The sequence below is a fragment of the Nocardiopsis sp. NPDC049922 genome, from assembly GCF_040660275.1.
Taxonomy (GTDB): domain Bacteria; phylum Actinomycetota; class Actinomycetes; order Streptosporangiales; family Streptosporangiaceae; genus Nocardiopsis.
On sequence record NZ_JBFAME010000001.1, the window covers coordinates 438,446 to 462,641 of the forward strand.

Below are 24,196 nucleotides of genomic sequence, written 5' to 3' on the forward strand. Positions count from 1 at the left end.
GTACGGCACGAAAAAGGCCCTGCTTCCGCTGGGAAGCAGGGCCTTTGATCTGCGGTGGAGCTATGGGGATTTGAACCCCAGACCCCCTCGATGCGAACGAGGTGCGCTACCGGACTGCGCCATAGCCCCGAAGACGAGATAAAGACTAGCAGGGTTTCCGAGGTGGTCCGAACACGACCGGACCACCCCGATCCGGATCAGTCCCCGGCCGCCCGGAGCCGGGCGTCCGCGTACTGGTCGTACACCTGGTTGCGGCGCTCGCGGAGGGCGATCACCTGCGCCTCCCGCTCCGCCTCGCGGCGCTCCTCCTCCTCGGCCGCACGACGCGCCCGGACCACCGCGCGGCGGCGCGCCCTGAGCTGGGCCTCCAGGCGCTCGGCGTCGGCCTTGGCGGCCTCCCTGAGCAGGACCAGGTGCCCGGACAGCAGGAGGATCGGCGGGGTCATGACCCACCACGGGCCGAGGTCGAGCGCGACCGCCACGATCGTGGCCGCGTTCACCAGCGCCAGCCCCGTGGTGCGGCGCCGCCGACGGGCGATGACCCGCGCCCGCGACTCACCGGCCCTGCGATGCCGCCCCGCGGGGGCTGACGGACGCGCCCCCGGGATCGTCGCCCCGGCGCCCTCGCCGTGACCGGCGGGCCCGGCGGGGCCGAACGCGGGCCGCCGGAGCACCTGGGTCTCCTCGGCGTCCGGGTCCTCACCCTCCTCCGGGGCCGCCCCCGCGGCGTCGTCGGGCTCCTCACCCTCCTCGGCCTCCTCCGGCTCCCACTCGTCCCCCCGACGCTGGTCCTCGTGGACGGTGTCCACTGAGTCCTTGCGCAACAGCATCGGCACGAGGACGATGAGCCAGACCACCACGATGGCCAGGTACAGAGGAGAGCTGCTCATCACCCCTCCTCACGATGACGGCCACTGAACGTTGTTCGACACCTCGTCGACACCGCTCCGCGTGGCGCCCCCGGTTCCCCGGACGTCCCCCGGCCGGGGCCCGTCCCCGTCCCCGGCCGTACCGGGGACGAATCCCGTGAGCCAAATCCTCGCGTTGGCCGCATCGTCAATGCGTCTACGTTCCGCACGGTACGACCCCGTGTCCATAAATGCGCCACATTCTGACCGGAGTGTCGCAAGATTGTGGACCTTCAGTTTCGGTCGGCTTGCTCTCGGACAAGGAAGTGCAGGTCAGCGGCTGATTGCGGAGCGGAGTTCAAAATCGACGCAAAGTAATGACATGGTCTGAGTAAAGAGGGGTTTGGCTCCGAAGGCTCCCGTGCCGCTGCCGCGATCAGTTGGGTCCCGGGTGCGGACTCGCCGGATCGCGTGGATTCCCGCTTCCGTTCGGGTCTTCCGGCCCCAAAGCGGAACCAGGGTCGGAACCGGACTCGGGGAACGGTCCGGACGGCGCGCGGTCACGCCAGCGGCGCAGCAGACCGTGGGGCACCTCCTCGGCCGTGATCGCGTAGCAGATGTGGTCGCGCCAGGCGCCGTCGATGTGCAGCTGGCGCCGTCGCACGCCCTCGTCGCGGAAGCCGAGTTTGGCGACCACGCGCCTGCTGGCCCTGTTCTCCGGCCTGATGTTGGCCTCGATCCGGTGCAGCCCGACGCCGAAGAAGGAGTGGTCGACCGCGAGCGCGACCGCCGTGGGGGTGATCCCGCGTCCCGCGTGGGCACTGTCGATCCAGTACCCCACCTGCGCTGACCTGGCCGAACCCCAGACGATCGCGCCGATGGTCAGCTGTCCGACGAACTCTCCGCCCCAGGTGATCGCCCAGGGCATCGACAGCCCCTGGCGGGCCTCGCGGCGGATGGCCTGGAGCATCGAGACGTAGGGGGTCAGTCCGCTCGTGCGCAGCGGCATCTCGGGGTAGGTCGGCTCCCAGGGGCGCAGCCACTCGGCGTTGCGCGAACGCGTGTCCCGCAGCGCCGGGGCGTCTCTGAGCCGCAGCGGTCGGAGCGCGATCGGCCCGTCCTGCAGGGTGACGGGCCACCCTTGTCTGCGATACACGACCGTCCCTCCGAGCCTCTCGGCATCACCGACCACGGACACGACCCCTCCGGGGCGTGCGGTGCGCCCACCACCGACGACGCCCCCAGTATTCCACTCCGGGGGTGTCACGTGGCGGGCGTCACTCGCACGAGCCGAGTTCCGGTTTCCACCTAACCCCGATTGCCACGCACCGAAAACCGGTGACAGGTCAAGGAATTCTCCATGGACGGAATGCCCGTGATGTGATTCCGGTCATTCTTCCGTCTCATTCGGGGCGTGCGTGATCACCGCCACACAACTGGTCCAACGCGTGCAGCAGTACCGGTTCCAGCACGTCCATGCCGTCCTTCACCCCGCCCCTGGATCCGGGCAGGTTGACCACGAGCATGCGGTGGCCCTCCCGTTCGGCCACCCCCGCCAGTCCGCGCGACAGGATCGCCGTGGGCACGCCCTTCGCCCGGCCCTCGGCGCGCAGCGCCTCGGCGATCCCGGGGATCTCGAAGGACAGCAGCGGGCGGGTCACCTCGGGGGTCAGGTCCTGCGGCGTGAGCCCGGTGCCGCCGGTCGTGAGCACGGCGCCCGCCCGCATGTCCAGCGCGCGGTCGAGGGCCTCCGCCACGGGCAGGCCGTCCGGAACCACCCAAGGACCGACGACCGCGCACCCCAGGGCGCGCAGCCGTTCCGCGATCACCGGTCCCGACCGGTCGGGGTACACCCCGGCCGCCGCCCGGTTGGAGGCCGTGACGACCACGACGCTGGGGCCCGCGCCCGGGCGCTCACTCACCGCGCCTCCAGTGCCCCTTCTTGCCGCCGGTCTTCTCCTCGACGCGCACCCGCGTCACCTCGGCCTCGGGGTCGAGCGCCTTGACCATGTCGACCAGTCCGAGCGCGGCGGTCATGACGCAGGTCAGCGCCTCCATCTCGACGCCCGTGCGATCGGCCGTGCGCACCGTGGCGGTGATGTCCACGCCGTCGTCGACGACGGCCAGGTCGACGTCGACACCGTGCACGGCGATGGGGTGGCACAGCGGGACGAGGTCGGGCGTGCGCTTGGCCCCCTGGATCCCGGCGATGCGGGCGACCGCCAGCGCGTCGCCCTTGGGCACCCCGCCCCCGCGCAGCGCGGCGACGGTCTCCGGGGTGAGCAGGACGCGACCGGTCGCGGTGGCGGTGCGCGCGCTCACGTCCTTCGCGGAGACGTCGACCATCCGCGCCGCTCCGGACTCGTCCAGGTGGGTGAAACCGGAGGGGTGCTCGGCCCGCTCCGTCCGTGGGGTGTTGCTCATCGGTCGCCTCGTCAGCACTCGAAGGTCGAGCACGGCCCTGGCCAGGCCGCGGGGGCACGCGGGGGCGTGTCCACCACGACCGTACGGCACAACCCCCCGGGCCCGGGGCACGCGGCCGCGCGGCGGCTCACCCCTCGGGCAGGCGCACGACCTCCACGACCGCACCGGCGCGCAGCTCGGTCACGTCCTCGGGGACCACCACGAGCGCGTCCGCGTCCGCCAGCGCCGACAGCTGGTGGGATCCCTGCCGGACGGCGGGCGCCACCGTCGGGCGCGCGTCCGGGCCGTGCGCGGACTCGGTGAGGACCCCGCGCAGGAAGGAGCGGCGCCCGGGCGGCGAGGTCACCGGGGAGGTCAGGGTCGCGCGCGTGGTGGGGAGCGGTCTCGGGTCCAGGCCGCGCAGCTTGCGCAGGACGGGCTGGACGAAGACCTGGAAGGAGACGAACGCGCTCACCGGGTTGCCCGGCAGGGTGAGGATCGGCGTCCTGTCCGGGCCGACCGTCCCGAACCCCTGGGGCTTGCCCGGCTGCATCGCGACCTGCGTGAACTCGACCGTGCCCTGCTGGGTGAGCACCTCCTTGACGACGTCGTGGGCGCCCATGCTCACACCGCCGCTGGTGATGAGGAGGTCGGCGCGCGTCAGCAGGCCCTCCAGGGTGTCGAGCACGGTCGCCGCGTCGTCGCCGACGAACCCGTGCCGGTGCACCTCGCATCCGGCGTCGCGGGCGGCGGCCGCGAGCATGAAGCTGTTCGACTCCCAGATCTGGCCGGGGCCCAGCGGGCGGCCGGGCTCGACCAACTCCTCCCCGGTGGACAGCACCACGACCCGCGGTCGGGGGAAGACGGAGACGGAGCGGCGGCCGACCGACGCCAGGACGCCCATCTCTCCCGCGCCGACGCGGACGCCCGGGCGCAGCACCTCGGCGCCCGCGCGGACGTCGTCGCCGGCGCGACGGACGGCGTTGCCTCCCTTGACCGGGCGGTCGAAGCGCGCGGTGGTCGTCCCGCCGTCGGTCCACTCGACCGGCACGACCGCGTCCGCCCCGGTGGGCATGGGCGCGCCGGTCATGATGCGGGCGCACATGCCCGGGGGAACCGCGACCGGGGAGCCGTCACCGGCGGCGATGTCGGCGATGACCGGCAGGGTGACCGGCTCGTCGGCGGTGGCGGCGGACAGGTCGGCGGCGTGCACGGCGTACCCGTCCATCGACGAGTTGTCGAACCCCGGCAGCGACACCGGCGAGGCGACGGCCTCGGCCAGCACGGTCCCGTGCGCCTGGAGCAGGTCGAGCTCGGTCGGTTCGGGTGGCGCGATCAGTCCGAGGACGTCGCTGACGTGCTGTTCGACGGTCTTCACGGGGGTCCTTCCGGCTCGTGGTCCACGTGGGCGCCCCAGCCGTACCGGAGGGGAACCCATGTCCCATTGTCACCAGGATGGCGCCGGGTTCCGCTCAGGCCGTGCCGCCCTCGTGGCGGTCGACGAACTCGCGCAGCCAGGGCAGCAGCTCGGCGGCCAGGTCGGGGCGGCGGCAGGCGAAGTCGACCACCGTGCGGATGTAGTCGGCCTTGTTGCCGGTGTCGTAGCGGCGGCCCCGGAACAGCACGCCGCGCACCGTGCCGCCGTCCTCGGGTTTGCGGCGGGCGAGCTCGCGCAGGGCGTCGGTCAGCTGGATCTCGCCGCCGCGCCCGGGCGGGGTCTCGTGCAGGACGGGGAAGACCGCCGGGTCGCAGACGTAGCGGCCGATGATCGCCCAACGGCTCGGCGCCTGGTCCGCGGCGGGCTTCTCGACGAGGTCGGTGACGGTGACGACGTCCTCCTCGTCGGTGGGCTCGATGCCCGCGCAGCCGTAGAGGGAGACCTGCTCGGGCTCGACCTCCATGAGCGCGACCACACTGCCGCCGTGGCGTTCGCGCACCTCGATCATGCGGCTGAGCAGGCCGGAGTTGTCGATCAGGTCGTCGCCGAGCAGCACGGCGAACGGGTTGTCGCCCACGTGCGCCTCCGCGCACAGCACGGCGTGGCCCAGCCCGCGCGGCTCGCCCTGGCGGACGTAGTGCACCTGCGCCAGGTCACTGGACTCGCGCACCGACCGGAGGCGTTCCTGGTCGCCCTTGGCGGCCAGCGCCTCCTCCAGCTCGTAGGCGCGGTCGAAGTGGTCCTCGATCGAGCGCTTGCTGCGACCGGTGATCATCAGGACGTCGCGGAGCTCAGCGGCCACCGCCTCCTCCAGGACGTACTGGATCGCGGGCTTGTCCACGATCGGCAGCATCTCCTTGGGGGTGGCCTTGGTCGCGGGCAGGAACCGGGTGCCCAGGCCCGCCGCGGGCACGACCGCCTTCGTGACGGAGGTGGAGGTGGATCGGGTCCGCGTCTGGTCGGTGTCGGCGCTCATGTCGGCACTCTAGGACAGTCCGCAGGTCACCCGTGGCCTCCACACCCGAGGCGGGTGCGAGAAGTCCCGACGCTTTCGGACCAATGACGCGAAACCGCCATCCGGTGTTCATCGTGGGTGGTACCGCGCCGCGCCCCGGTGGCCGGGCGGTGCCAGACTGGGGCCATGGACGGTGAGGGTGGATCGACGGACCGGTCGGACAAGCGGGCGCTGCGGCGGCGGATCCTGGCGGCGCGCCGCGAGCGGGCGACGGACGAGCGCGACCGCGTGGGTTCGGCGGTCCGCGACACCCTCATGGACCTGCCGTGGCTGGCCATGGGCGGGACCGTCGCCTGCTACTACTCCGTCGGCGGTGAGCCCGACACCCGCAAACTCGTGACGGCGTTGTGGAAGCGGGGCGCGTACGTGCTGCTGCCGGTCTTCCTGCCCGGCGGCGACCTGGACTGGGCGGCCTTCGACGGCCCCGAGAGCCTGGCCCCCGCCGGGCGCGGGCTGGTCGAGCCCACCGGCCACCGGTACGGGATCTCCGCGCTGGCCAGGGCGGACGCGGTGATCTGCCCCGCGCTGGCGGTGGACCGCGAGGGGATGCGCCTGGGGCGCGGCGCGGGGTGCTACGACCGGGCGCTCGCGCACAAGGGACCGCACACGCCGTCGATCGCGGTGGTGCACGACGAGGAGTTCGTGGCGTCGGTGCCGAGCGAGCCGCACGACCGGCCGGTGGACGCCGTGGTCACGCCCGGCGGAGGCCTGCGGGTGTTCGACCCCGACGCCGCGGTCTGGCCCGCTCCCGGGGGACGGGCGAACCGGACCGAACGGGATTAACCGACCCCGCCGAAGCGTTGTCGCTGGCGGTCGCGCCCGACGGCGCCGACGTCCCGCTCCGGTCCTCCCCGACGCGTGTGTTCGGCCCGAGGCGCTGTCGCGGCCCAGGTCGGCGAGCGATTACTATTTAGCAGTCAACGGGCGAGAGTGCCAGTTATAGGAGGACACGAACAGTGCCTACGTACCAGTACGCGTGCACCGAGTGCGGCGCCCAGATGGAGGTCGTGCAGAGCTTCAGCGACGACTCCCTGACCGTGTGCCCCGAGTGCGAGGGACGTCTGCGCAAGGTCTACTCCGCCGTGGGCATCGTGTTCAAGGGTTCGGGCTTCTACCGCACCGACAGCGGCACGTCCTCCAACAGCTCCGCGCTGACCGGCTCCAACTCCGCCGAGGGCAAGAGCGGCGGGTCGGGCGACTCCTCGTCCTCCGACTCCGCGAAGAGCACCTCCGCCGACTCCGGCTCGTCCAGCTCCCCCGCCAAGAGCACGGCGAGCAGCGGTTCCACCACCACCGCCGCGGCCAGCTGATCCGCCGCGGCCGTTGACGGCCGAGCGCCGCCGACCTCCGGCGGCGCACCGTCCACTCCGGCGCGAATCCACCCTGTGGACAACCGCCACGGCGCCCTTCCGCCGCCTAGCGTGGTGACATGGCCACCACCCCCTCCCGCCCCCACCGGCACCGCCACGCGCTCACCCGACTGGTCGACCGGCGCCGGCGCGTCCTCGCCGCCCTGCTCACCGCCGTCGCGCTGCTGACCGCGACCCTCCTCGTGCGTCCCCCTCCGGACGCCACCACGGCGGTGCTCGTCGCCGCCCACGACCTCGACCCCGCGCGTCCCCTGACCGGGCGGGACCTGGTCCGCCGCGACCTGCCCGACCACGCCGTCCCGATCGGGGCCCTCGCCCCCGGGACCGGATGGGACGGAGCCCTGCTCAACGCGCCCGTCCGCCGCGGCGAGGTGATCACCGACGCCCGCCTGTCCGATCCGCCCGCCCGCGCCTACGGCCCCGACCTGGTCGCGGCCCCGGTCCGCGTGGCCGACCCCGGGTCGGTGGACCTGCTGTCCCCCGGCAGCCGTGTGGACGTGCTGGCCGCCACCGGCCCCGGCGACCCCCACCGTCCCCGTGCCAGACCGGCGGAGGAGGTGGCCACCGACCGGCCGGTCCTCGCCGTGCCGGACGGGGACGTCCGGGGCGGGGAGGGCGGAGCGCTGCTGCTCATCGCCGCGACCCCCGCCGAGGCCAGGGCCCTGGCCGGGCACGCGGTCGCCTCGCGACTGTCCGTCACCATTCGCGGTTGACCGGCCACCAGTCGTGGTGAATGCTGGCCCAGCGCCACATCAGGCATCCCGCCTGGAGGCACGAGCACTTGTCGGCACGAGTTACGTAGGGCAGTTCCATGGACGGCTTCAAGAAGTTCCTGCTTCAGGGGAACCTGGTGCAGCTGGCGGTCGCGGTCGTGATCGGCGCGGTCTTCGCCAACCTCGTCACCGCGTTCACCGAAGGGTTCATCACCCCGCTGATCGGAATCTTCGGCGGGATCCCCACCTTCAACGAGCTCTACTTCGAGATCAACGGCAGCCGGTTCATGTACGGCGCGTTCGTGGACGCGCTGATCTCGTTCCTGATCACGGCCGCGATCCTGTACTTCTTCGTGGTCATGCCGGTCGGCAAGCTCCTGGAGAGGTTCGACAAGGCCGAGGAGGCCACCACCCGGGCGTGCCCCCGCTGCCTCACCGACGTCCCCAAGAAGGCCAGCCGCTGCGGCCAGTGCACCAGCGAGCTCACCCCGGAGACGGTCTGACCCCGCCCCTGGGGGCGGCCGTGCGCCGCCGCCCGGCCGGTGGGCGGCGGCGGGCGGTCAGCGGGTGTACTCCCAGTGCCAGGGCTCGAAGGGGCTCGACTTGGCCCACGCGGGATGCACCCAACCGAAGTCGGGTCCGTTGGCGTCCATCCAGTTCCAGCGTTCGGATCGGTAGTTCTGGATGCCGCAGCCGAGGTCGAGGGCCTGCCCCAGACCGTGGTTACTGGTTCCCGGCACGGCGGCGAAGCCCGGCGGCACCTCGCGGTACACGCGGTACTGGTTCGGCAGGTCGCGGTAGGCGCTGGTGAGACACATGTTCTCGCCGTACTCCTCCACGTACCGCATGTTGAGCTCGAAGAAGTCGGCGGCGGCGTCGGCGCGCAGGAACTTGTCGTCGTAGAGCGCGCACAGGGCGGACTGCGGCAGCTGCCCGTTGGGGTAGCCGTCGGCGTCCGACGCGCGACTCGGGTCGCACTCGGCCTGGTTCATGTACGTACCGGGATCCAGGCCCAGGCGCTCCAGCTCCTCCATGAGCTGGTTGGTGCTCTCCTCGGCCTGCTCCCGCAGCTCGTCGACCTCGGCGGCGAGCTCCACCTGCTCCAGCTGCGTGGTGGTCTGCAACTCCTGCGCCTGGCTGGCCAGCTGGACCTGCTCCTCGCGCAGGTCGGTCGCGTCCTGGATGAGCGCCTGGTTGTCCTCGGCGATCTTGGCCGCGTAGGACTGCGTCTGGAGGTCCTCCTCCAGCGAACCCGTGGCGAGCATCGCGAGGATGCCTCCGCCGGGCTGCTGGTAGAGCGTGCTGGCCAGCTGCGCGAGCGGTTCGCGCATCTGCCGGAGCTCGACCTCGGTCTGCTGCAGCTCGTGGAGGACGTCGACCAGTTCCCCCTGGGCGTCCTCCACCGCCTCCTGGCGTTCGACGTACTCGTCGGTGGCCGCCTCCAGGGCCTCCGTCGCCGCCTCGTTCTGCTCTCGCAGCTGCGCCAGGTCGTTTTCCTGCGCGGACGCCGGGGCGATCGCGCCGACGGCTCCGGACACGGTCAGGACCGCCGAGGCCACCGCCAGCGTCAGCGTCCTCAGGAGCGCGTGGCGCCGACCACGGAGGGACTCCGCGAGGGCGGCCGGTCCCCCGTTCTCCGGTACGCGGAACCCCCGCCGCGCCGAATCAGCAGTGAACGGCACGAATGATCCTCCGCCTGCATGTCGTCGAACACCTAACGTGGCCGCATCGCAACGTACTACATGTCCACATGCGGACACACGAGGCCGAACGGCCGGGCCGCGGCCGTCCGGACCGGTTTCCCCGGTCCCCCCTGGCCACCCGCTCCAACGTTCGGCGTCATCCCTGGTCATCGCGGCGTGTGGCGACATCCCGCCACCCCCGTCACGACGGAAGAGGGGCATACGCGGTCAGATCGCGACAGACAGCGTGAACAACATCACACCGCCACCAGGACAACCAATCGTAGAGCAGCGTACTGCGCCCAGCGTCCAGAGTCCCCGAGTCAGGCCGCCAGAAGGCCGACCGACACCCCACGCACTCCCATCCTGGGTTAGGCTTGGCCCAGCGGCGAGGGAACCGATACCTCCCCACCGCACCCATGGCTCCATAGCTCAGGGGATAGAGCACCGCTCTCCTAAAGCGGGTGTCGCAGGTTCGAATCCTGCTGGGGCCGCCAGCGTGACCTGGGGCAACGCCTCGGGGTCACCATCGGCGGGAGCGCCTTAGTTGCAGTCCTAATTGCAATCTATGGCGCTCTCCGTGTCTCCAGGGCTCATCCGGTAGCGCGGAACCCCTCCTCGTAGATCCCGCGCGCCCGCCATCTCCCGAAACGGGCACGCGGGGATCCTAGGTGATCTGCCGGTGCGTGGACCACAGGGCGTGCTGGGGATCGTCGAGCCACACGGTCTGGCGCGCGTTCTCCCGATCGACGGTCAACCCGAACCGATCGACGCCCGGACCACCGCGTGCGCCCCACCACGACATGCCCGCCGCGAACTCGTCCGCGAGCCTGCGCGCCCCCGCCTGCTCGACGCGGCCGTCCGAGTGCCACCGTGCCCACGAGGAGCACCGGGCGGACGCCGCCCACACGTGCGGCTCCTGGGCACCCGGCTCCACGCGCATGCCGTGGAACCAGCCCGGCACGAGCAGCGACAGGATCAGGGCCCGTTCACCGTCGAGGAAGTCCGTGCGCGGGTCGCCATCGACGGTCTCGACGTGGTCGGGGCCCGCGTGCGCATCGGGCGCGCGTTGTCCCGTCCGACGCTGACCGCGCGCCCACATGAACGCCAGCGACCCCTCGAACCGGCCCTCGGCGAGACCTCTGCCGTGGGTGTCGAGCTGGGCGAGCACACCGCCCGGAGCTCCCGGTGACGGTGACCAGGGGGTGACGATCCGGCCCCGACCGCGCACCTGGTCCAGCCACGACCACGGCACTCGTGCGACGGTGCACGTGGCGATGATCCGGTGATACGCCGGGGCATTCGCCTCCACTCGTTCCCCGTCGCCGACGATGACGTCCGGGGTGTATCCGGCGGCGTACAGCGACGTGCGGGCGGTCTCGGCGAGCGTCTCGTCGATCTCGACCGTGGCCACGTTCCGCGCACCCAGCAGCTCCGACAGCAGGGCGGCGTTGAACCCGGTCCCGGTGCCGATCTCCAGCACCCGCTGGTCCGGCTCGATCCGTGCGGCGGTGAGCATGCGCGCCATGACGCTGGGGGCCGACGACGAGGAGGTGGGCAGACCCATCCCGCCGTCGCGGCCGTCGTCGCGTTGCGTGGTCAGGGCCTGGTCGGTGTAGGCGGTGCGCAGCCAGGTCCGCGGGTCCTCGGTCCGGTCGATGCGGGCGCGGTCCTCGGTCCACACCACGTCGGGCAGGAACCGGTGCCGGGGCACCCGGGCGAACAGCGTCGCGATGTGCTCGGGGGTGCCGCGGTCGCGGAGGCGTCCGGCCAGGGCGGCGGCGAGAGGGGCGTAGTCCATGCCGATGCTCTTTCCCATCAGCCGACCTTTCCCGTTCCCTTGCATCCGACGCACGGGACCCACTCGCGGAAGATCTTGCCGGGGTTCCCGCCGTCGTTGGTCACCCAGCTGCCTCCCTGCCCGTTGCACATGCCGCAGTCCTGTGCGGCGGTCGGCGTGCTCGGGCGGGACACGGGGTCGGGGGCGAGTGTCGCTGTCATGTACTGCTCCTTCGTGGGTTATCGGGTGACGGTCAAGACGTCGCCGCAGTGGCGACACCTGGCTGTCCGGATGCGGTCGTGCCGGGTGGGCGGGTCTGGGATGTAGTCGTGTTGTCCGCTGGCGGTGCCGGTGCACCGGGTGGCTCCGTCCACCGCTCCTCCTTGGGGGGAGGTGCGGCCCCAGCCGGGGGCAGGGGCCGCACCGGCTCAGAACGCCGAGGCGGTGTCGGGCAGGTGCTCCAGCGGGGACTTCCACACGAGCGTGTGCAGGTGCGGGTCCGGGTGGGCGGTCCGGGCCACGCGGATCACGGGGCCGAGGATCGCGGCGTAGACGGCGTGGCATTCCAGGTCGGGGCCCAGGCAGTGGACGTCCGCTCCGCGCTCGGCCGCCCACGCCTTGAGGGCGGGCAGGTCGGCGAGTTCGTGGAGGTCGCACACGGTACGGCGCTTCATCGGGTCACCACCCCTGGCGAGGCACTGGCGGCACGGCGGTCGGGTGGGTGACCGGCGAGGCCGCGATCGCGGCGTCGATCAGGTCGACGGCTCCGGGCAGGTCGCCGGTGCTGACGGCGTAGTCGGCGGCCTGGCGAACGGCGGCGGCGCGGGTGCGCTCCAGGTTCTCCCGGCAAGCACGGCCGACATCGGTCGTGGCGTCCGGGAGGGTGAGCGCGTCGCGAATGGCGGCGAGGAGGTCGCCGGTGCGGGTGTCGATCATGCGGCACCTCGCAGGGTGAGCAGGCCGCGCACGGCCAGGGCGAGCGGCGCGAGGTCACCGGCCGGGTGGGCGACGTAGAAGCGGACACGAGCGGCCCGGACGGGGGACCAGACGTAGGCCCGGGGACGGGCGGCGCGACGGGGGCGTCCGCGCTGGTGTTCGTTGCTTCGCAGGTAGAGCGGCATGGCGCACACCTCCTGTCGGATGCCGGATGGGAGGTCCGGCGGGACTGATCAGGTAGCCCCATGGTGACGCATCGCAAGCAATTTCTCAATGCCCATGTTGATATTCGGTGCGAGAATCTATCTTGGTGAGAGACACCACCGGGTGGTACGCCCGGATCTCTATGGGCGGTGTACCAAATGTCTGATCAACGCGAACGCGGCATAGGATCGCTACGCCAGCGATCGAGCGCGAGGAGCGAGACACACATGGCCAAGAGCCCGACCCTGCGTCGGCGGCGCCTGTCGCGACGGCTTCGGGAGCTGCGCGAGGGGAAGGGGTATACGTCTTCCTACGTGACAACCGAGGCCAAGCAGCGAGGCAAGGGCAAGTGGTCGCGCGGCAAGCTCACTCGGATCGAGAACAACGAATGGGTCCGTCCCGCCGTCGCGGACGTGGAGGCGCTGCTCGACATCTACGAGGTGACCGACCCCGAGGAGCGTCAGGCCTACATCACGCTCACCAAGCAGGCCCGACAGTCGGGATGGTGGGTGGGATACTCTGACGTGCTCGGCCAGGGGGCCTACGTCGGCCTGGAGCTGGAAGCCGCGTCCATCCGCACCTATGAGGCACTGGTGATCCCAGGCCTACTCCAGACCGAGGGGTACGCGCGGGCGATCACCCGTAGCCACGGTGTCACCGATGAATCCGAAGTCGAGCGGTACGTCGAGGCCCGCATGGCCCGGAAGCAGATCATCACCCCCGGAGCGACCGGCCCACAGGTGTGGGCGATCATCGACGAGGCCGCTCTGAGAAAGATCCCCGCGGACGTCCGCGAAGAACAGGTCCGGTACCTGATCGACGTCCAGCGCCGGGACCTGCGCGTGCAGGTGCTGCCCGACTCCGCAGGCCTGCACGCAGCCACGACAGGATCCTTCTCAATCTTGGACTTCCAGGATGACCCGCCGGTGGTATACCGAGAAGACATCATGGCCCAGTTGTTCTACGAGGACCCCGTCGAAATCACTCACGCCGAAACGGTGTACCGACACGTGCAGGCTTCGGCGCTGTCCATCGAGGACTCCCGGGCGGCCCTGGAGGCCCTGATCAATCCCAGTTAGAGAAGGCACTCATGCAATCCCACGACCTGACCTTCCGCAAGTCGTCTTACTCGCAAGGACGCACAGAGAACTGCGTCGAGGTCGCTGACTTTCCTGGCGGCGCGGCTGTGCGCGACACCCGGCACCGGGAGCTGGGACACCTGGAGGTGCCCGCTGCCGAGTGGGTCGCGCTCCTGGGCGGACTCCGGTCCGCGTAGCCACCCTCGACACGACTGAGGCCCCCAGCGCCGCCGGGGGCCTCGTCGTTGCATTACCTGATGCAATCCCACCGCCGAGTCTAACGTCCGAGGGACGGGCGGACCAGACCTCGTCGACCTTCGGGCAGCGCCGCGCGGTCGACGCGCACCGATCTTCACCGGCCCCACCGTGTCGCCATGACACGACGTGACTCCTGTCCGATCATGGCCCCAGGAACGACCACCACGCCGGTCCGCCGACCGGCCGACGAACCTCCCGGGGGCCACACCCACCATGCCGAACGCGGACCAGTCGCACGACGACGGACGGCCCAGGACCCACCAGCGCGGCGGCTCGGAGTCCGCGATCGCCTCCGTCCTGCACCGCGACCCGCACCCCGGCCCACAGCACTGGGGCGGCCCCCGCCCCCGCCGGGCCGAACGCGACCCCTTCCGTCTGCCCCGCCCCATCGCCTCCCGGCCGACCGCCTGACGCCCGCCGGGCTCAGAGGAAGGGCCGCCACGGAGCCAGGATCAGTTCCCCGAACTTGGCGGCGAACGGGCGGCACCGCCACTCCTCCATCGTCAGCTCGCGCGCGTTGGTGAGGTCGTTGGCGAAGACCTCCTCCAGGTGCTTGGCCACGCCCTCGTCGAAGATCTCGACGTTGATCTCGTAGTTCCCGGTCAGGCTCAGGCGGTCCACGTTGGCCGTGCCGATCGTGCTCCACCTGCCGTCCACGGTCGCCGTCTTGGCGTGCACCATGGCGCCCTGGTAGAGCCACAGCCGCACCCCGCCGCGGAGCAGCGCCGTGTACTGCCCCCTGGCCATCCAGTCCGCCATCACGTGGTTGGAGGCCTCCGGGACGAGCACGTTGACGTCCACGCCGCGCGCCGCCGCGTCCACCAGGGCCCGCAGGAGCTCCCGGTCGGGGATGAAGTAGGCCTGGGTGAACAGCACCCGGTCCTTGGACCGGTCGATCGCCTCCAGGAGCATCGCCCGGATCGGGTAGATGAGCTGCTCGGGCACGTTCCGGTGCACCCTCAGCCGCGCGTCCCATCCGGTGTCGCCGATGTGGTCCAGCCTCGGGTGGCGCTCGCCCCGGTTCATGTTCCAGAAGTCGACGAAGGCGTTCTCCAGCTCCCACGTCGCCGGTCCGGACACCCGCAGGTGCGTGTCCCGCCACTCCGTCGCGTACAGCGAGCCCACGTTGTACCCGCCGACGAAGCCGATCTCCCCGTCCACCGTGAGGATCTTGCGGTGGTCGCGGCCGGACTTGCGCACGTTGAGCAGCAGGACGCCGGGGCGGAACGCCGGGTAGCGCAGCACGCGCACGCCCGGCGGGAAGTCGAAGAAGGAGCGCGGCACGACGAGGTTGGCGAACCCGTCGTAGATGACGAACACCTCGACGCCCCGGTCGGCGGCCTCGATCAGGGCGCGCTTGAACTCCCGGCCCGTCCGGTCGTCCTTGAAGATGAACGACTCGAACAGCACCCGCCGCCGTGCCCCGCGGATGGCGGCGAGCATGTCCTCGTAGACGTCCTCGCCGTAGGTGTAGACCGTGGCCGAGGTGTCCCCGAGCGGCAGCTCCACGGGCGCGGTCCGCGGGAAGCGCGCCCGGTGCGGGCGTACCCGCCTGCGCCACTGGTCGACCCCGATGATCGTCGCGGCCACCGCCGCCTGGGTCGCCAGAAGCCCCGCGAGCCCCCACTTGGCCGCGGACACGAGGGTCGAGCGTCGCACTGTCGCCTCCAGAACGGATCACGCGCCGAACCGGGCCCGGTCGGCACCGGGCTCGGCCTCCTCGGCCTGACCGTCTCCTGCACGAGGTGGACGTCAACCGTATCCCGCGCACGTCACGACGGTTCGCACTCCGGCCCGTGTCCTCGCGTCAGCGCCGCTCACGCAGGCGGCACACCAGGAGTTCGGTGGTCGGGCTCTCACGCCGCCGTCGCACCAGACGGCGCTCCAGCGGGTAGAGGGCCGCACCGGCCGCCCAGCCGGTCGGCGCGGTGACCGTCGCGGCGCGCAGGGTCCCGCCCCACAGCTTGCGCCACGGCAGGGAGGCGTCCACCTGGGCGTTCATGAGCACGAGCAGGGGCACGCGGCGGATCACGTCGAACCCGGCCTTGTCGGCGGTTCCGGCGATCCACTCCAGCGTCCGGTTGACCTGGTGCTCCCCGCGCTGTTCGGGGCGTTGCAGGCAGTTCTCGGAGATCACCAGGTACCCGCCGGGACGCACGACCCGGGCGAACTCCGCCAGGGCGCTCGCGTAGCGGTCGTCGTCGGTGATGTGGAAGAGGACGTCCATGCACGAGACGGCGTCGAAGGAGTCGGTGTCGAACGCGTCCAGCGCGGAGACGTCCTGGCGGACGAACCGGTGGTCCGGGAAGCGTCCGCGCAGCCGCGCCACGGCGGCGTCGGTCATGTCGCAGCCGGTGATGTCGCCCGCACCGAGCCGTTCCCACAGCCGCACGTAGAAACCGGTGCCGCTGCCCGCGTCGAGGACGCTGCGGCCCCGAGGGGCCAGGCGGCCGACCTCGCGGAGGAAGACCTCCTCCCGCACGCGGTACATCCACCGGTTGAAGGGGCGCCCGAGCGCCCGGTACCCGACGCCGCTCTCGGTCCAGTCGCCTTCGAGCCGGCGCTCCCAGAAGTCGCGGAGTTCACTGTGCCTAGCCATGTACACACTGTCACACCGAGGGAGGCGTCCTGTCCGGACGCAGCGCCGACCAGCGCCGATACTCGGGGCGGCGGACGGCGTGTCGGCACGGCCTGGTAGGTATGTCCGACACCGGCCCCACGTAGGACGGACGTCCATGGTCTTTCACGACTACACCCCCGAGTTCGCGGGCCTGCCCGTGGCCGACTACCCGGAGGGGGATCCCCGCGACGACTACTTCCACCCCGCCGTCACCGAGTAGCCCCCGCCCACCGTCCCCTCCCCTGGAGCCATCCCGTGCCCATCGACCGTCACATCACCGAATTCGCCGGTCTCCCCGTCGTCGAGTTCCCGTCCAAGGACCTCGACCCCGGCAGCTGGACCCGTGCCGAGAACGAGGCACGGGAGGCGGGTCGGACGGCGCCGACGCCGCCGCCCCTGAGGCCCGCGGTGAAGGCGGCCGTGGCCGCTCCGGAGTCGGTGGCCTGGCGGCTGCGGACCGGGTTCGACGAGGTGGAGGACTTCGCGCCCTACTTCTCCCGGTTCCTGGACGCGGTCGACACCTCCGGGATCGCGGCCCTGGTGATCGGAGGTTGGGGGGACTTCTGTGCGGAGCCGCCAGCCGAGCCCGTGCGTGACCTGCTCATCGAGCACGCCGACCGATTCCCCGCCCTGCGCTCCCTCTTCTTCGGCGAGATCATCGGCGAGGAGTACGAGATCTCCTGGATCAAGCAGACCGACATGGCCCCGCTGCTGGCGGCCTTCCCCCGGCTGACCGAGTTCACCGTGCGCGGCGCGGGCATCTCCTACCCGCCCGACGAGGACGACCCCGAGGACGGTCTGCTGGAACTGCACGTCCCCGAGCACCGTGCCCTGCGCCGCCTCACCGTGCAGTCCGGCGGTCTCCCCGACGCGGTCGGGCGGCAGATCGCCGCGTCGGGCCTGCCCTCGCTGGAACACCTGGAGCTGTGGCTGGGCGTCTGGTCGTACGGGGGGACCTGTGTCCCGGACAGCCTCGCGCCCGTGCTGTCCGGGACCGCCTTCCCGGAGCTGCGTTCGCTCGGCCTGCGCAACGCCGAGGACACCGACGTCTGGGTCCGCGTCCTCGCCGACTCCCCCCTCACCGAGCGCCTGGAGCACCTGGACCTGTCCATGGGCACCCTCACCGACCGGGGCGCGTCGGTCCTGCTGGACTCCCCGGTCTTCCGCGAGCTCAGGCGGCTCGACCTGCACCACCACTACCTTTCCGAGGACACCGCAGAGCGCCTGCGGACACACTTCACCGAGGGGGGTGTGGAGATCGATCTGGGCGACCGCCGGGAGCCGTACGCGGACTACGACCCCGACGACCTGGACGCGTCCCTCTACCCCGCCGTCACCGAGTAGCCCCGTCCACCGTTCCCACCCCTGGAGTCACCCCGTGCCCAACAGCGACCACATCACCGAGTTCGCGGGTCTGCCCGTCGTCGAGTTCACCAGTTGGGAGGCCATCCGTGGGGAGTTCACGACGGCCATGCGCTGGGCTCGGAACCGGAACAGGCCGCACGCCACCCTGCCGCCGTCCTACCGGCCGCTCTTCGAGGCGATCGCCGCGCCGAAGTCCGTTGCCTGGCGGTTGCGCACCGAGCTTCCGCCCTACCGGAGCAGCCACTACCGTCATGAGGAGTCCTGGGAGGACCTGGACGCCTACCTGGAGCGGTTCACCGACCTGGTGCCGCCGGAGTCCGTCCGCGCGCTCATCGTCGGCAACATCTCCGACGACGACGACTACCAGTTCCGGTCGGAGGAGGCCCGTGATCGGATCGTCGCCCTCGCACCGACGCTGACCAACCTCAGGGCCCTGTTCTTCGGGGAGGTTCTCCAGAGCGAGCAGGAGATCTCCTGGATCGAGCACTGCGACCTCGCCCCGCTGCTCACGGCCCTTCCCCAGCTGACCGAGTTCACCGTGCGCGGGGGCAGCGGCCCGCTCGGGCTGCGCCTCGACGACGGGCACTCGTCCCTGCGTCGGTTCACCGTGCAGAGCGGCGGGCTCCGACCCGAGGTCGTCCGGGACGTGTGCGCCTCCCCGATGCCCGAGCTGGAGCACCTGGAGCTGTGGCTCGGAGCCGAGGAGTACGAGGGCGTGAGCACGCCGGACGACCTGGCGCCGGTGCTGACCGGCGAGGCGTTCCCCAAGCTCCGCTCACTGGGTCTGCGCAACTCCGACGCGACGGGTACGTGGGTGCGAGCCCTGGCCGACGCCCCCGTCACCGCACGTCTGGAGACCCTCGACCTCTCCCTGGGCACCCTGCGGGACGAGGACGTCGACGCTCTCCTGGACGCCCCCGCCTTCCGGAACCTGAAGCGGCTCGACCTGCACCACCACTACCTGTCCGAGGACAACGTCGGACGCGTGCGCGCCGCGTTCACCGAGGCGGGTGTGGAGGTGGACCTGTCCGACCCCCAGGAGCCGGACGACTGGGGCGACGAGTTCCAGTACTACCCCGCCGTCGCCGAGTGACCGCCCCAGAGTTCCAGAAAGCCCCAGCCATGCCCAACAGACACCACATCACCGAGTTCGCGGGTCTGCCCGTCGTCGAGTTCACCGGTTGGGAGGCCATCCGTGGGGAGTTCACGACGGCCATGCGCTGGGCTCGGAACGGGAACGAGCCGCACTCCGCCCCACTACCGTCCTACCAGCCGCTCTTCGAGGCGATCGCCGCGCCGGACTCCGTGGCCTGGCGGTTGCGGACCGAGCCTCCGCCCTACCGGAGCGACTTCTCCGGTCAGGAGGAGCCCTGGGAGGAGCCGGACGCCTACCTGGCCCGGTTCGCCGACCTGGTGCCGCCGGAGTCCGTCCGCGCGCTCATCGTCGGCCACGGCCTCGATTCCGTCCCCCGCTTCCGCTCGGAGTCGACGGAGGCCCGCGACCGGATCATCTCCCTCGCGCCGCGGTTGACCGGTCTGCGCGCCCTGTTCTTCGGTGAGATCCTCCAGGAAGACGAGGAGATCTCCTGGATCGGGCACTGCGACCTGGCGCCGCTCCTGGCGGCCTTCCCGAAGCTGACCGAGTTCACCGTGCGCGGAGGCAGCGGCCCGCTGAGCCTGCGTGTCGACGGACACCCGTCCCTGCGTCGGCTCACCGTGCAGAGCGGCGGGCTCCGATCCGAGGTCGTCCGGGACGTGTGCGCCTCCTCGCTGCCCGAACTGGAGCACCTGGAGCTGTGGCTCGGAGACGATGCGTACGCGGTCGGCACGACCGCGGCGGTGGACGACCTGGCGCCGGTCCTGTCCGGCGAGGCGTTCCCGAAGCTCCGTTCACTGGGTCTGCGCAACTCCGATGCGACCGGTACGTGGGTGCGAGCCCTGGCCGACGCGCCCGTCACCGCGCGTCTGGAGACCCTCGACCTCTCCCTGGGCACCCTGCGGGACGAGGACGTCGAACCCCTTCTGACCGCACCCGTCTTCCGCGACCTGAAGCGGCTCGACCTGCACCACCACTACCTGTCCGAGGAGAGCGTCGAACGCCTGCGCGCCGCGTTCACCGAGGCGGACGTCGAGGTGGACCTGTCGTCCCCTCAGGAAGCGGCGGAGTACCAGGGCACGACCTACTACTTCACGGCGGTCGCCGAGTGAGCCTCCAGGACCGGCCCCTGGTCGTGGTGGGCGTGCCCGGCAACCGCCGCCTCGACCTGTTCCGGGCCGCCGCCCGCTCCGCCGACCTGCCCGAACCCGTGGTCGTCCCCTGGCGCGACCTCGCCTCGGGGCCGGTCTCCCTGCCCGCGGACGCCCTGGTCCGGGTGGACTCCCCCGGCGGCGACGGCGAGACCGAACGCCTCCTGCGCGGCTGGACGCACGACCCCGACCCCTACCGGGCGGAGGGCACCGGCGACCACCACGCCGGGTTCCGCGCCGCGCTCGCCCGACTGTCGGAGGCCGTGGCCGACACCCCGGGCGCCCACCTGGTGCAGGAGCCCGAGGACCTGGTCGTCATGTGCGACAAACGGCGCTGCCACGCCCGCCTCGCCGAGGGCCGCGTGCCGGTGGCCCCGGCGCTCCCCGGCGAGGTCACCGACCACGCGTCGCTGCGCGCGGCGATGGCCGAGGCGGGGTGGCGCCGCGTGTTCGTCAAGCCCCGACACGGCTCGTCGGCCTCGGGTGTCATCGCGCTGGCCACCGCGCCCGGCGGGCGGATCCGCGCGGTGACCTCGGCGCACCTGGAGCGGGGCGAGGACGGATCGGTCCGCCTGTTCAACAGCCTCAGGCTGCGCACCTACACCACCGAGGAGGACGTCGCGGCGGTCGTGGACGCCCTGGCCCCCGACGGTCTGCACGTCGAACGCTGGGTGCCCAAGGCGGGTTTCGCGGGGCGGACCATCGACCTGCGCGTGGTGGTGGTCGCGGGGCGGGCCACCCACACCGTCGTGCGCTCCTCCGCCTCGCCCATGACCAACCTCCACCTCGGCAACGCCCGGGGGGACCTGGACGCGCTGCGGGAGGAGGTCGGGCCGGGCGCGTGGAGCGCGGCCATGGCCACCGCCGAGGCGGCCGCCGCGCGCTTCCCGCGTACCCTGCATGCCGGGGTGGACCTGATCGCCTCCCCCGGATGGCACACGTTCACGGTGTGCGAGGTCAACGCCTTCGGCGACCTCATCCCCGGCGTCCTGCACGAGGGCCGCGACACCTACGGCGAACAGCTGCACGCCCTGGCCACCGGCCGGTTCGCCGTCCCCGCCCACCAGACATCCCCGAAAGCCGCATGAGCACCACCAGCACCACACCGCCCGACACCCCCGACATGAACGCCGTCGTGGGCACACACGACATCCTCCTGCTCACCCTCGACACCCTGCGCCACGACGTGGCCGCCGAGCTGGCCGAGGCGGGCCGCACCCCCCACCTGTCCCGTCTGCTGCCGGGCGGCCGGTGGGAGCGCCGCCACGCCCCCGCGAGCTTCACCTACGCCTCCCACCTGGCGATGCTCGCCGGGTTCCTGCCCACCCCGGCGGAACCCGGGCCCCACCCGCGCCTGTTCGCCGCCGCCTTCCCGGGCAGCGCCACCACCGCGCCGCACACCTGGACCTTCGAGACCGCCGACCTGGCCAGCGGCCTGGCCGAGGTCGGCTACCACACGGCCTGCGTCGGGGGCACGGGGTTCTTCAACCGCCGGTCGGCGCTGGGTTCGGTGCTGCCCGACCTGTTCGCCGAGAGCCACTGGGAGGAGTCGTTCGGCGTCACCGACCCCCGCTCCTTCGAGAACCAGGTGACCCGGGCGGCCGAGATCGCCGCCGCCCGCCCCGCCGACCAGCCGCTCTTCCTCCTGCTCAACGTGGCCGCGCTGCACCAGCCCAACTGGTTCCACCTGCCCGGGGCCACCCGTGCGGACGGCGACACGCGCCAGAGCCACGCCGCCGCGCTGGAGTACGTCGACCGGCACCTGCCGCCGCTGGTGGCCGCGATGACCGCGCGCCGCCCGTGCTTCGCGATCGTGTGCTCCGACCACGGCACGGCCTACGGCGAGGACGGCCACACCGGTCACCGGATCGGCCACGAGACCGTGTGGACCGTCCCCTACGCCCACGCCGTCCTGCCCCGGGGGACCACTCTCGACGCCGAGGAGGCGCGCCCGTGACCACCGCCCTCACACCGCGCCCCGAACCGGTGCGCGCGGACTCCCCCTACCAGTCGTACGTGTACGCCTACCCGCACAAGAGCGCCTACCGGCCCTTCGCGGAGCCGCCCCTCCTGGCCGACCTGTGGCGCGGCGAGGACGTGAGCGCCCTGTCCCTCTACGCGCACATCCCCTTCTGCGAGATGCGCTGCGGGTTCTGCAACCTGTTCACCCGGTCCACGCCCCCGGCCAAGCAGGTCACCGCCTATCTGGACGCCATGGAGCGGCAGGCCGACGCCGTCGCCGCCGCGCTGCCGGAGGGGGCGGCCTTCGCCAGGGCCGCGCTGGGCGGGGGCACGCCCACCTACCTGACCGCCGAGGAGCTCACCCGGGTCTACGACCTCACCGAGCGCGCGTTCGGCGTGGACCTGTCGGCCCTCCCGGTCTCGGTGGAGACCTCGCCCGCCACCGCCACCCCCGACCGGCTCGCCGTCCTCGCCGAGCGCGGCGCGACCCGGATCAGCATGGGCGTCCAGAGCTTCGTCGACGCCGAGGCGCACGCGGCCGGACGCCCGCAGAGGCGCGCCGAGGTGGACCGGGCCCTGGCGGCGATCCGGGCGGCCACCACGGCCGACCTCAACGTGGACCTGATCTACGGCATCGACCGGCAGACCGCCCGGACGTGGACGTACTCGCTGGACACCGCGCTGGAGTGGGAGCCGGAGGAGGTCTACCTCTACCCGTTGTACGTGCGCCCGCTCACCGGCCTGGGCCGCCGCGCCCGCGCGTGGGACGACCACCGCCTCGCGCTGTACCGGCAGGGCCGCGACCACCTGCGCGAACGGGGCTACGAGCAGGTGTCCATGCGGATGTTCCGCCGCGCGGACGTGCCGGAGGCGACGGGGCCGGACCACTGCTGCCAGACCGACGGCATGGTGGGGCTGGGCTGCGGCGCCCGGTCCTACACCTCGGCGACCCACTACTCGTTCGACTACGCGGTGGGGATCGGGCAGGTCCGGTCGATCATCGCCGACTACGTGGAGCGCGACGCCGCCGGGTTCGGCCGCGCCGAGGTCGGCTTCCACCTGGACGGCGGGGAACGGCGCCGCCGCCACCTGCTCCAGTCGCTGCTGCGGGCGGAGGGGATGGACGCCGCCGCCTACGCCGCGCGCTTCGGCTCCCACCCCGGGGCGGACTTCCCCGCCGAGTTCGCCGCGCTGACCGCCCGGGGCTGGCTGGCCTCAGCCCCCGGGGCGGACCGCGTGCGTCTGACCGAGGAGGGCCTCGCGCACTCCGACGCGATCGGCCCCCTGTTCTTCTCCGCCGCCGTGGCCGCCCTCATGGCCGAGTACGAGGCCCGATGAGTACGCGCGTCCCGCCTCCGCGGCTGACCCTGCTGTACCGGGGACCGCTGGCCAGCTGCGACTACGACTGCCCCTACTGCCCCTTCGCCAAGCGGCGCGACACCCCCGGGACGCTGCGCGCGGACCGGGCGGCCCTGGAGCGGTTCGCCGACTGGGTGGCCGACCCGGCGGCGCACCCGGACACGCGCCTCTCGGTCCTGTTCACCCCGTGGGGCGAGGGGCTGGTGCGGTCCTGGTACCGCACGGCGATCCGTCGGCTCAGCCACCTGCCGCACGTGGACCGGGTGGCGATCCAGACCAACCTGAGCGGCCGCGTCGAGTGGCTGGCCGACTGCGACCTGACCACCGCGGCGCTGTGGACCACCTACCACCCCGGCCAGGTGACCCACGAGCGGTTCGCCGCCAAGGCGCACCGCCTCGTCGACCTCGGTGTGCGGTTCAGCGTCGGCGTGGTCGGCGAGCCCGAGCACCTGGCGGCGGCGCGGCGGATGCGCGCCGAGCTGCCCGAGGGCGTGTACCTGTGGGTGAACGCGGCCGAGGGGCGGACCTACACCGACACCGAGGCCGCCGAGTGGCAGGACCTCGATCCGCACTTCCACTACAGCCGCACGCCCCACACGAGCCTCGGACTCCCCTGCCGGACCGGCGACTCCGTGCTGTCCGTGGACGGGGACGGCAACGTGCGCCGCTGCCACTTCGTGGAGACCCCGATGGGCAACCTCTACGACGGTTCGTTCGCCGCCCGGCTCGGCCGCCGCCCCTGCCCGAGGACCAGCTGCGACTGCCACATCGGCTACGTCCACCTGGAGACCCTCGACCTGTACGACGTGTTCCGGGGCGGGGTGGTCGAACGCGTCCCCGCGACGGTGCGCACCCCTTTGCCGCTGACCTCCGTCGACGCCGAAACCGGTCGAAACGGTCACCGGAGGCGGGAATAA

Annotated in this window: 28 protein-coding genes and 2 tRNA genes; 15 read left to right on the forward strand and 15 right to left on the reverse strand. The window is 72.0% G+C overall.

Annotation, left to right across the window (positions count from 1 at the left end):
• Positions 1-55: 55 nt before the first annotated feature.
• From AB0I72_RS02075 to galU, 7 genes are all read right to left on the reverse strand, one after another.
• Positions 56-129, reverse strand: a tRNA-Ala gene (locus AB0I72_RS02075).
• A 68-nt stretch (positions 130-197) separates the two neighbouring features.
• Entirely contained in the window at positions 198-890 is a 693-nt protein-coding gene (locus AB0I72_RS02080) for a hypothetical protein (RefSeq protein ID WP_358561766.1), read from the reverse strand.
• 394 nt (positions 891-1,284) lie between these two features.
• Complete coding sequence (locus tag AB0I72_RS02085) at positions 1,285-2,004, reverse strand: GNAT family protein (RefSeq protein WP_358561769.1); 720 nt, start codon at positions 2,002-2,004, stop codon at positions 1,285-1,287.
• 247 nt (positions 2,005-2,251) lie between these two features.
• On the reverse strand, positions 2,252-2,770 hold the full coding sequence (locus tag AB0I72_RS02090) for a MogA/MoaB family molybdenum cofactor biosynthesis protein (protein ID WP_358561772.1): 519 nt from the start codon (positions 2,768-2,770) through the stop codon (positions 2,252-2,254).
• The gene (moaC, locus tag AB0I72_RS02095) at positions 2,763-3,272 is read right to left on the reverse strand and encodes a cyclic pyranopterin monophosphate synthase MoaC (RefSeq protein ID WP_358561775.1); all 510 of its coding nucleotides are present in this window, start codon (positions 3,270-3,272) and stop codon (positions 2,763-2,765) included. Before moaC ends, AB0I72_RS02090 begins: the two co-directional genes overlap by 8 nt.
• 127 nt (positions 3,273-3,399) lie before the next feature.
• Positions 3,400-4,629 (reverse strand): gephyrin-like molybdotransferase Glp, encoded by a 1,230-nt coding sequence (gene glp / locus AB0I72_RS02100; protein WP_358561778.1) that lies wholly within the window; start codon positions 4,627-4,629, stop codon positions 3,400-3,402.
• A gap of 94 nt (positions 4,630-4,723) precedes the next feature.
• On the reverse strand, positions 4,724-5,665 hold the full coding sequence (gene galU / locus AB0I72_RS02105; RefSeq protein WP_358561781.1) for a UTP--glucose-1-phosphate uridylyltransferase GalU: 942 nt from the start codon (positions 5,663-5,665) through the stop codon (positions 4,724-4,726).
• 165 nt (positions 5,666-5,830) lie between these two features.
• Between galU and AB0I72_RS02110 the strand changes: the two genes are divergently transcribed.
• The 4 genes from AB0I72_RS02110 (at position 5,831) to AB0I72_RS02125 (ending at position 8,290) form a co-directional block, all read left to right on the forward strand.
• A complete protein-coding gene (locus AB0I72_RS02110) occupies positions 5,831-6,487 on the forward strand; it encodes a 5-formyltetrahydrofolate cyclo-ligase (protein ID WP_358561784.1) in 657 nt (218 codons plus the stop codon).
• A gap of 173 nt (positions 6,488-6,660) precedes the next feature.
• Positions 6,661-7,014, forward strand: a complete 354-nt coding sequence (locus tag AB0I72_RS02115) for an FmdB family zinc ribbon protein (RefSeq protein WP_358561787.1) — start codon at positions 6,661-6,663, stop codon at positions 7,012-7,014.
• 119 nt (positions 7,015-7,133) lie between these two features.
• Positions 7,134-7,787, forward strand: coding sequence for a Flp pilus assembly protein CpaB (locus AB0I72_RS02120; RefSeq protein WP_358561790.1), 654 nt, complete (start codon positions 7,134-7,136; stop codon positions 7,785-7,787).
• A gap of 98 nt (positions 7,788-7,885) precedes the next feature.
• Complete coding sequence (locus AB0I72_RS02125) at positions 7,886-8,290, forward strand: MscL family protein (protein ID WP_358561793.1); 405 nt, start codon at positions 7,886-7,888, stop codon at positions 8,288-8,290.
• A gap of 57 nt (positions 8,291-8,347) precedes the next feature.
• On the opposite strand, the gene AB0I72_RS02130 is transcribed toward AB0I72_RS02125, so the two are convergent.
• Positions 8,348-9,469, reverse strand: a complete 1,122-nt coding sequence (locus AB0I72_RS02130) for a D-alanyl-D-alanine carboxypeptidase family protein (protein ID WP_358561796.1) — start codon at positions 9,467-9,469, stop codon at positions 8,348-8,350.
• A gap of 421 nt (positions 9,470-9,890) precedes the next feature.
• Between AB0I72_RS02130 and AB0I72_RS02135 the strand changes: the two genes are divergently transcribed.
• A tRNA-Arg gene (locus tag AB0I72_RS02135) sits at positions 9,891-9,966 on the forward strand.
• Between the two features lie 170 nt (positions 9,967-10,136).
• Here AB0I72_RS02135 and AB0I72_RS02140 read toward each other — a convergent pair.
• The 5 genes from AB0I72_RS02140 to AB0I72_RS02160 all read right to left on the reverse strand — a co-directional run bounded on the left by AB0I72_RS02140 (position 10,137) and on the right by AB0I72_RS02160 (position 12,370).
• Positions 10,137-11,288, reverse strand: coding sequence for an rRNA adenine N-6-methyltransferase family protein (locus tag AB0I72_RS02140; protein ID WP_358561799.1), 1,152 nt, complete (start codon positions 11,286-11,288; stop codon positions 10,137-10,139).
• On the reverse strand, positions 11,288-11,470 hold the full coding sequence (locus tag AB0I72_RS02145; protein ID WP_358561801.1) for a hypothetical protein: 183 nt from the start codon (positions 11,468-11,470) through the stop codon (positions 11,288-11,290). Before AB0I72_RS02145 ends, AB0I72_RS02140 begins: the two co-directional genes overlap by 1 nt.
• Before the next feature lie 207 nt (positions 11,471-11,677).
• Positions 11,678-11,923: a hypothetical protein gene (locus AB0I72_RS02150; protein ID WP_358561804.1), complete on the reverse strand. Its 246-nt coding sequence runs from the start codon at positions 11,921-11,923 to the stop codon at positions 11,678-11,680.
• Between the two features lie 4 nt (positions 11,924-11,927).
• Positions 11,928-12,185 (reverse strand): hypothetical protein, encoded by a 258-nt coding sequence (locus AB0I72_RS02155; RefSeq protein WP_358561807.1) that lies wholly within the window; start codon positions 12,183-12,185, stop codon positions 11,928-11,930.
• Entirely contained in the window at positions 12,182-12,370 is a 189-nt protein-coding gene (locus AB0I72_RS02160; RefSeq protein ID WP_358561810.1) for a hypothetical protein, read from the reverse strand. Before AB0I72_RS02160 ends, AB0I72_RS02155 begins: the two co-directional genes overlap by 4 nt.
• A 246-nt stretch (positions 12,371-12,616) precedes the next feature.
• Here AB0I72_RS02160 and AB0I72_RS02165 point away from each other — a divergent pair, with 246 nt between their 5' ends.
• The 3 genes from AB0I72_RS02165 to AB0I72_RS02175 all read left to right on the forward strand — a co-directional run bounded on the left by AB0I72_RS02165 (position 12,617) and on the right by AB0I72_RS02175 (position 14,137).
• A complete protein-coding gene (locus tag AB0I72_RS02165; protein ID WP_358561813.1) occupies positions 12,617-13,468 on the forward strand; it encodes a helix-turn-helix transcriptional regulator in 852 nt (283 codons plus the stop codon).
• 11 nt (positions 13,469-13,479) lie between these two features.
• The gene (locus AB0I72_RS02170; protein WP_358561816.1) at positions 13,480-13,665 is read left to right on the forward strand and encodes a DUF397 domain-containing protein; all 186 of its coding nucleotides are present in this window, start codon (positions 13,480-13,482) and stop codon (positions 13,663-13,665) included.
• Positions 13,666-13,939: 274 nt separating this feature from the next.
• On the forward strand, positions 13,940-14,137 hold the full coding sequence (locus AB0I72_RS02175) for a calcium-binding protein (protein WP_358561819.1): 198 nt from the start codon (positions 13,940-13,942) through the stop codon (positions 14,135-14,137).
• A gap of 12 nt (positions 14,138-14,149) precedes the next feature.
• Here AB0I72_RS02175 and AB0I72_RS02180 read toward each other — a convergent pair whose 3' ends face one another.
• Both AB0I72_RS02180 and AB0I72_RS02185 read right to left on the reverse strand, forming a co-directional pair.
• Positions 14,150-15,385: a phospholipase D-like domain-containing protein gene (locus AB0I72_RS02180; protein WP_358561822.1), complete on the reverse strand. Its 1,236-nt coding sequence runs from the start codon at positions 15,383-15,385 to the stop codon at positions 14,150-14,152.
• A gap of 148 nt (positions 15,386-15,533) precedes the next feature.
• Positions 15,534-16,325 carry a class I SAM-dependent methyltransferase gene (locus tag AB0I72_RS02185; RefSeq protein ID WP_358561824.1) on the reverse strand — a complete coding sequence of 264 codons (792 nt, stop codon included), beginning with the start codon at positions 16,323-16,325 and terminating at the stop codon, positions 15,534-15,536.
• Between the two features lie 276 nt (positions 16,326-16,601).
• On the opposite strand from AB0I72_RS02185, the gene AB0I72_RS02190 reads away from it, so the two are divergent.
• From AB0I72_RS02190 to AB0I72_RS02220, 7 genes are read left to right on the forward strand one after another with little or no spacing between them, the layout of a single operon-like run.
• Entirely contained in the window at positions 16,602-17,690 is a 1,089-nt protein-coding gene (locus tag AB0I72_RS02190) for an STM4015 family protein (protein ID WP_358561827.1), read from the forward strand.
• A 34-nt stretch (positions 17,691-17,724) separates the two neighbouring features.
• Complete coding sequence (locus AB0I72_RS02195; RefSeq protein ID WP_358561830.1) at positions 17,725-18,804, forward strand: STM4015 family protein; 1,080 nt, start codon at positions 17,725-17,727, stop codon at positions 18,802-18,804.
• 29 nt (positions 18,805-18,833) lie between these two features.
• The gene (locus AB0I72_RS02200; protein ID WP_358561833.1) at positions 18,834-19,919 is read left to right on the forward strand and encodes an STM4015 family protein; all 1,086 of its coding nucleotides are present in this window, start codon (positions 18,834-18,836) and stop codon (positions 19,917-19,919) included.
• Positions 19,916-21,046: an STM4014 family protein gene (locus tag AB0I72_RS02205; protein WP_358561835.1), complete on the forward strand. Its 1,131-nt coding sequence runs from the start codon at positions 19,916-19,918 to the stop codon at positions 21,044-21,046. Before AB0I72_RS02200 ends, AB0I72_RS02205 begins: the two co-directional genes overlap by 4 nt.
• The gene (locus tag AB0I72_RS02210; protein WP_358561838.1) at positions 21,043-21,915 is read left to right on the forward strand and encodes an STM4013/SEN3800 family hydrolase; all 873 of its coding nucleotides are present in this window, start codon (positions 21,043-21,045) and stop codon (positions 21,913-21,915) included. Before AB0I72_RS02205 ends, AB0I72_RS02210 begins: the two co-directional genes overlap by 4 nt.
• Positions 21,912-23,258 carry an STM4012 family radical SAM protein gene (locus AB0I72_RS02215; RefSeq protein WP_358561843.1) on the forward strand — a complete coding sequence of 449 codons (1,347 nt, stop codon included), beginning with the start codon at positions 21,912-21,914 and terminating at the stop codon, positions 23,256-23,258. Before AB0I72_RS02210 ends, AB0I72_RS02215 begins: the two co-directional genes overlap by 4 nt.
• Entirely contained in the window at positions 23,255-24,196 is a 942-nt protein-coding gene (locus AB0I72_RS02220) for an STM4011 family radical SAM protein (protein WP_358561846.1), read from the forward strand. Before AB0I72_RS02215 ends, AB0I72_RS02220 begins: the two co-directional genes overlap by 4 nt.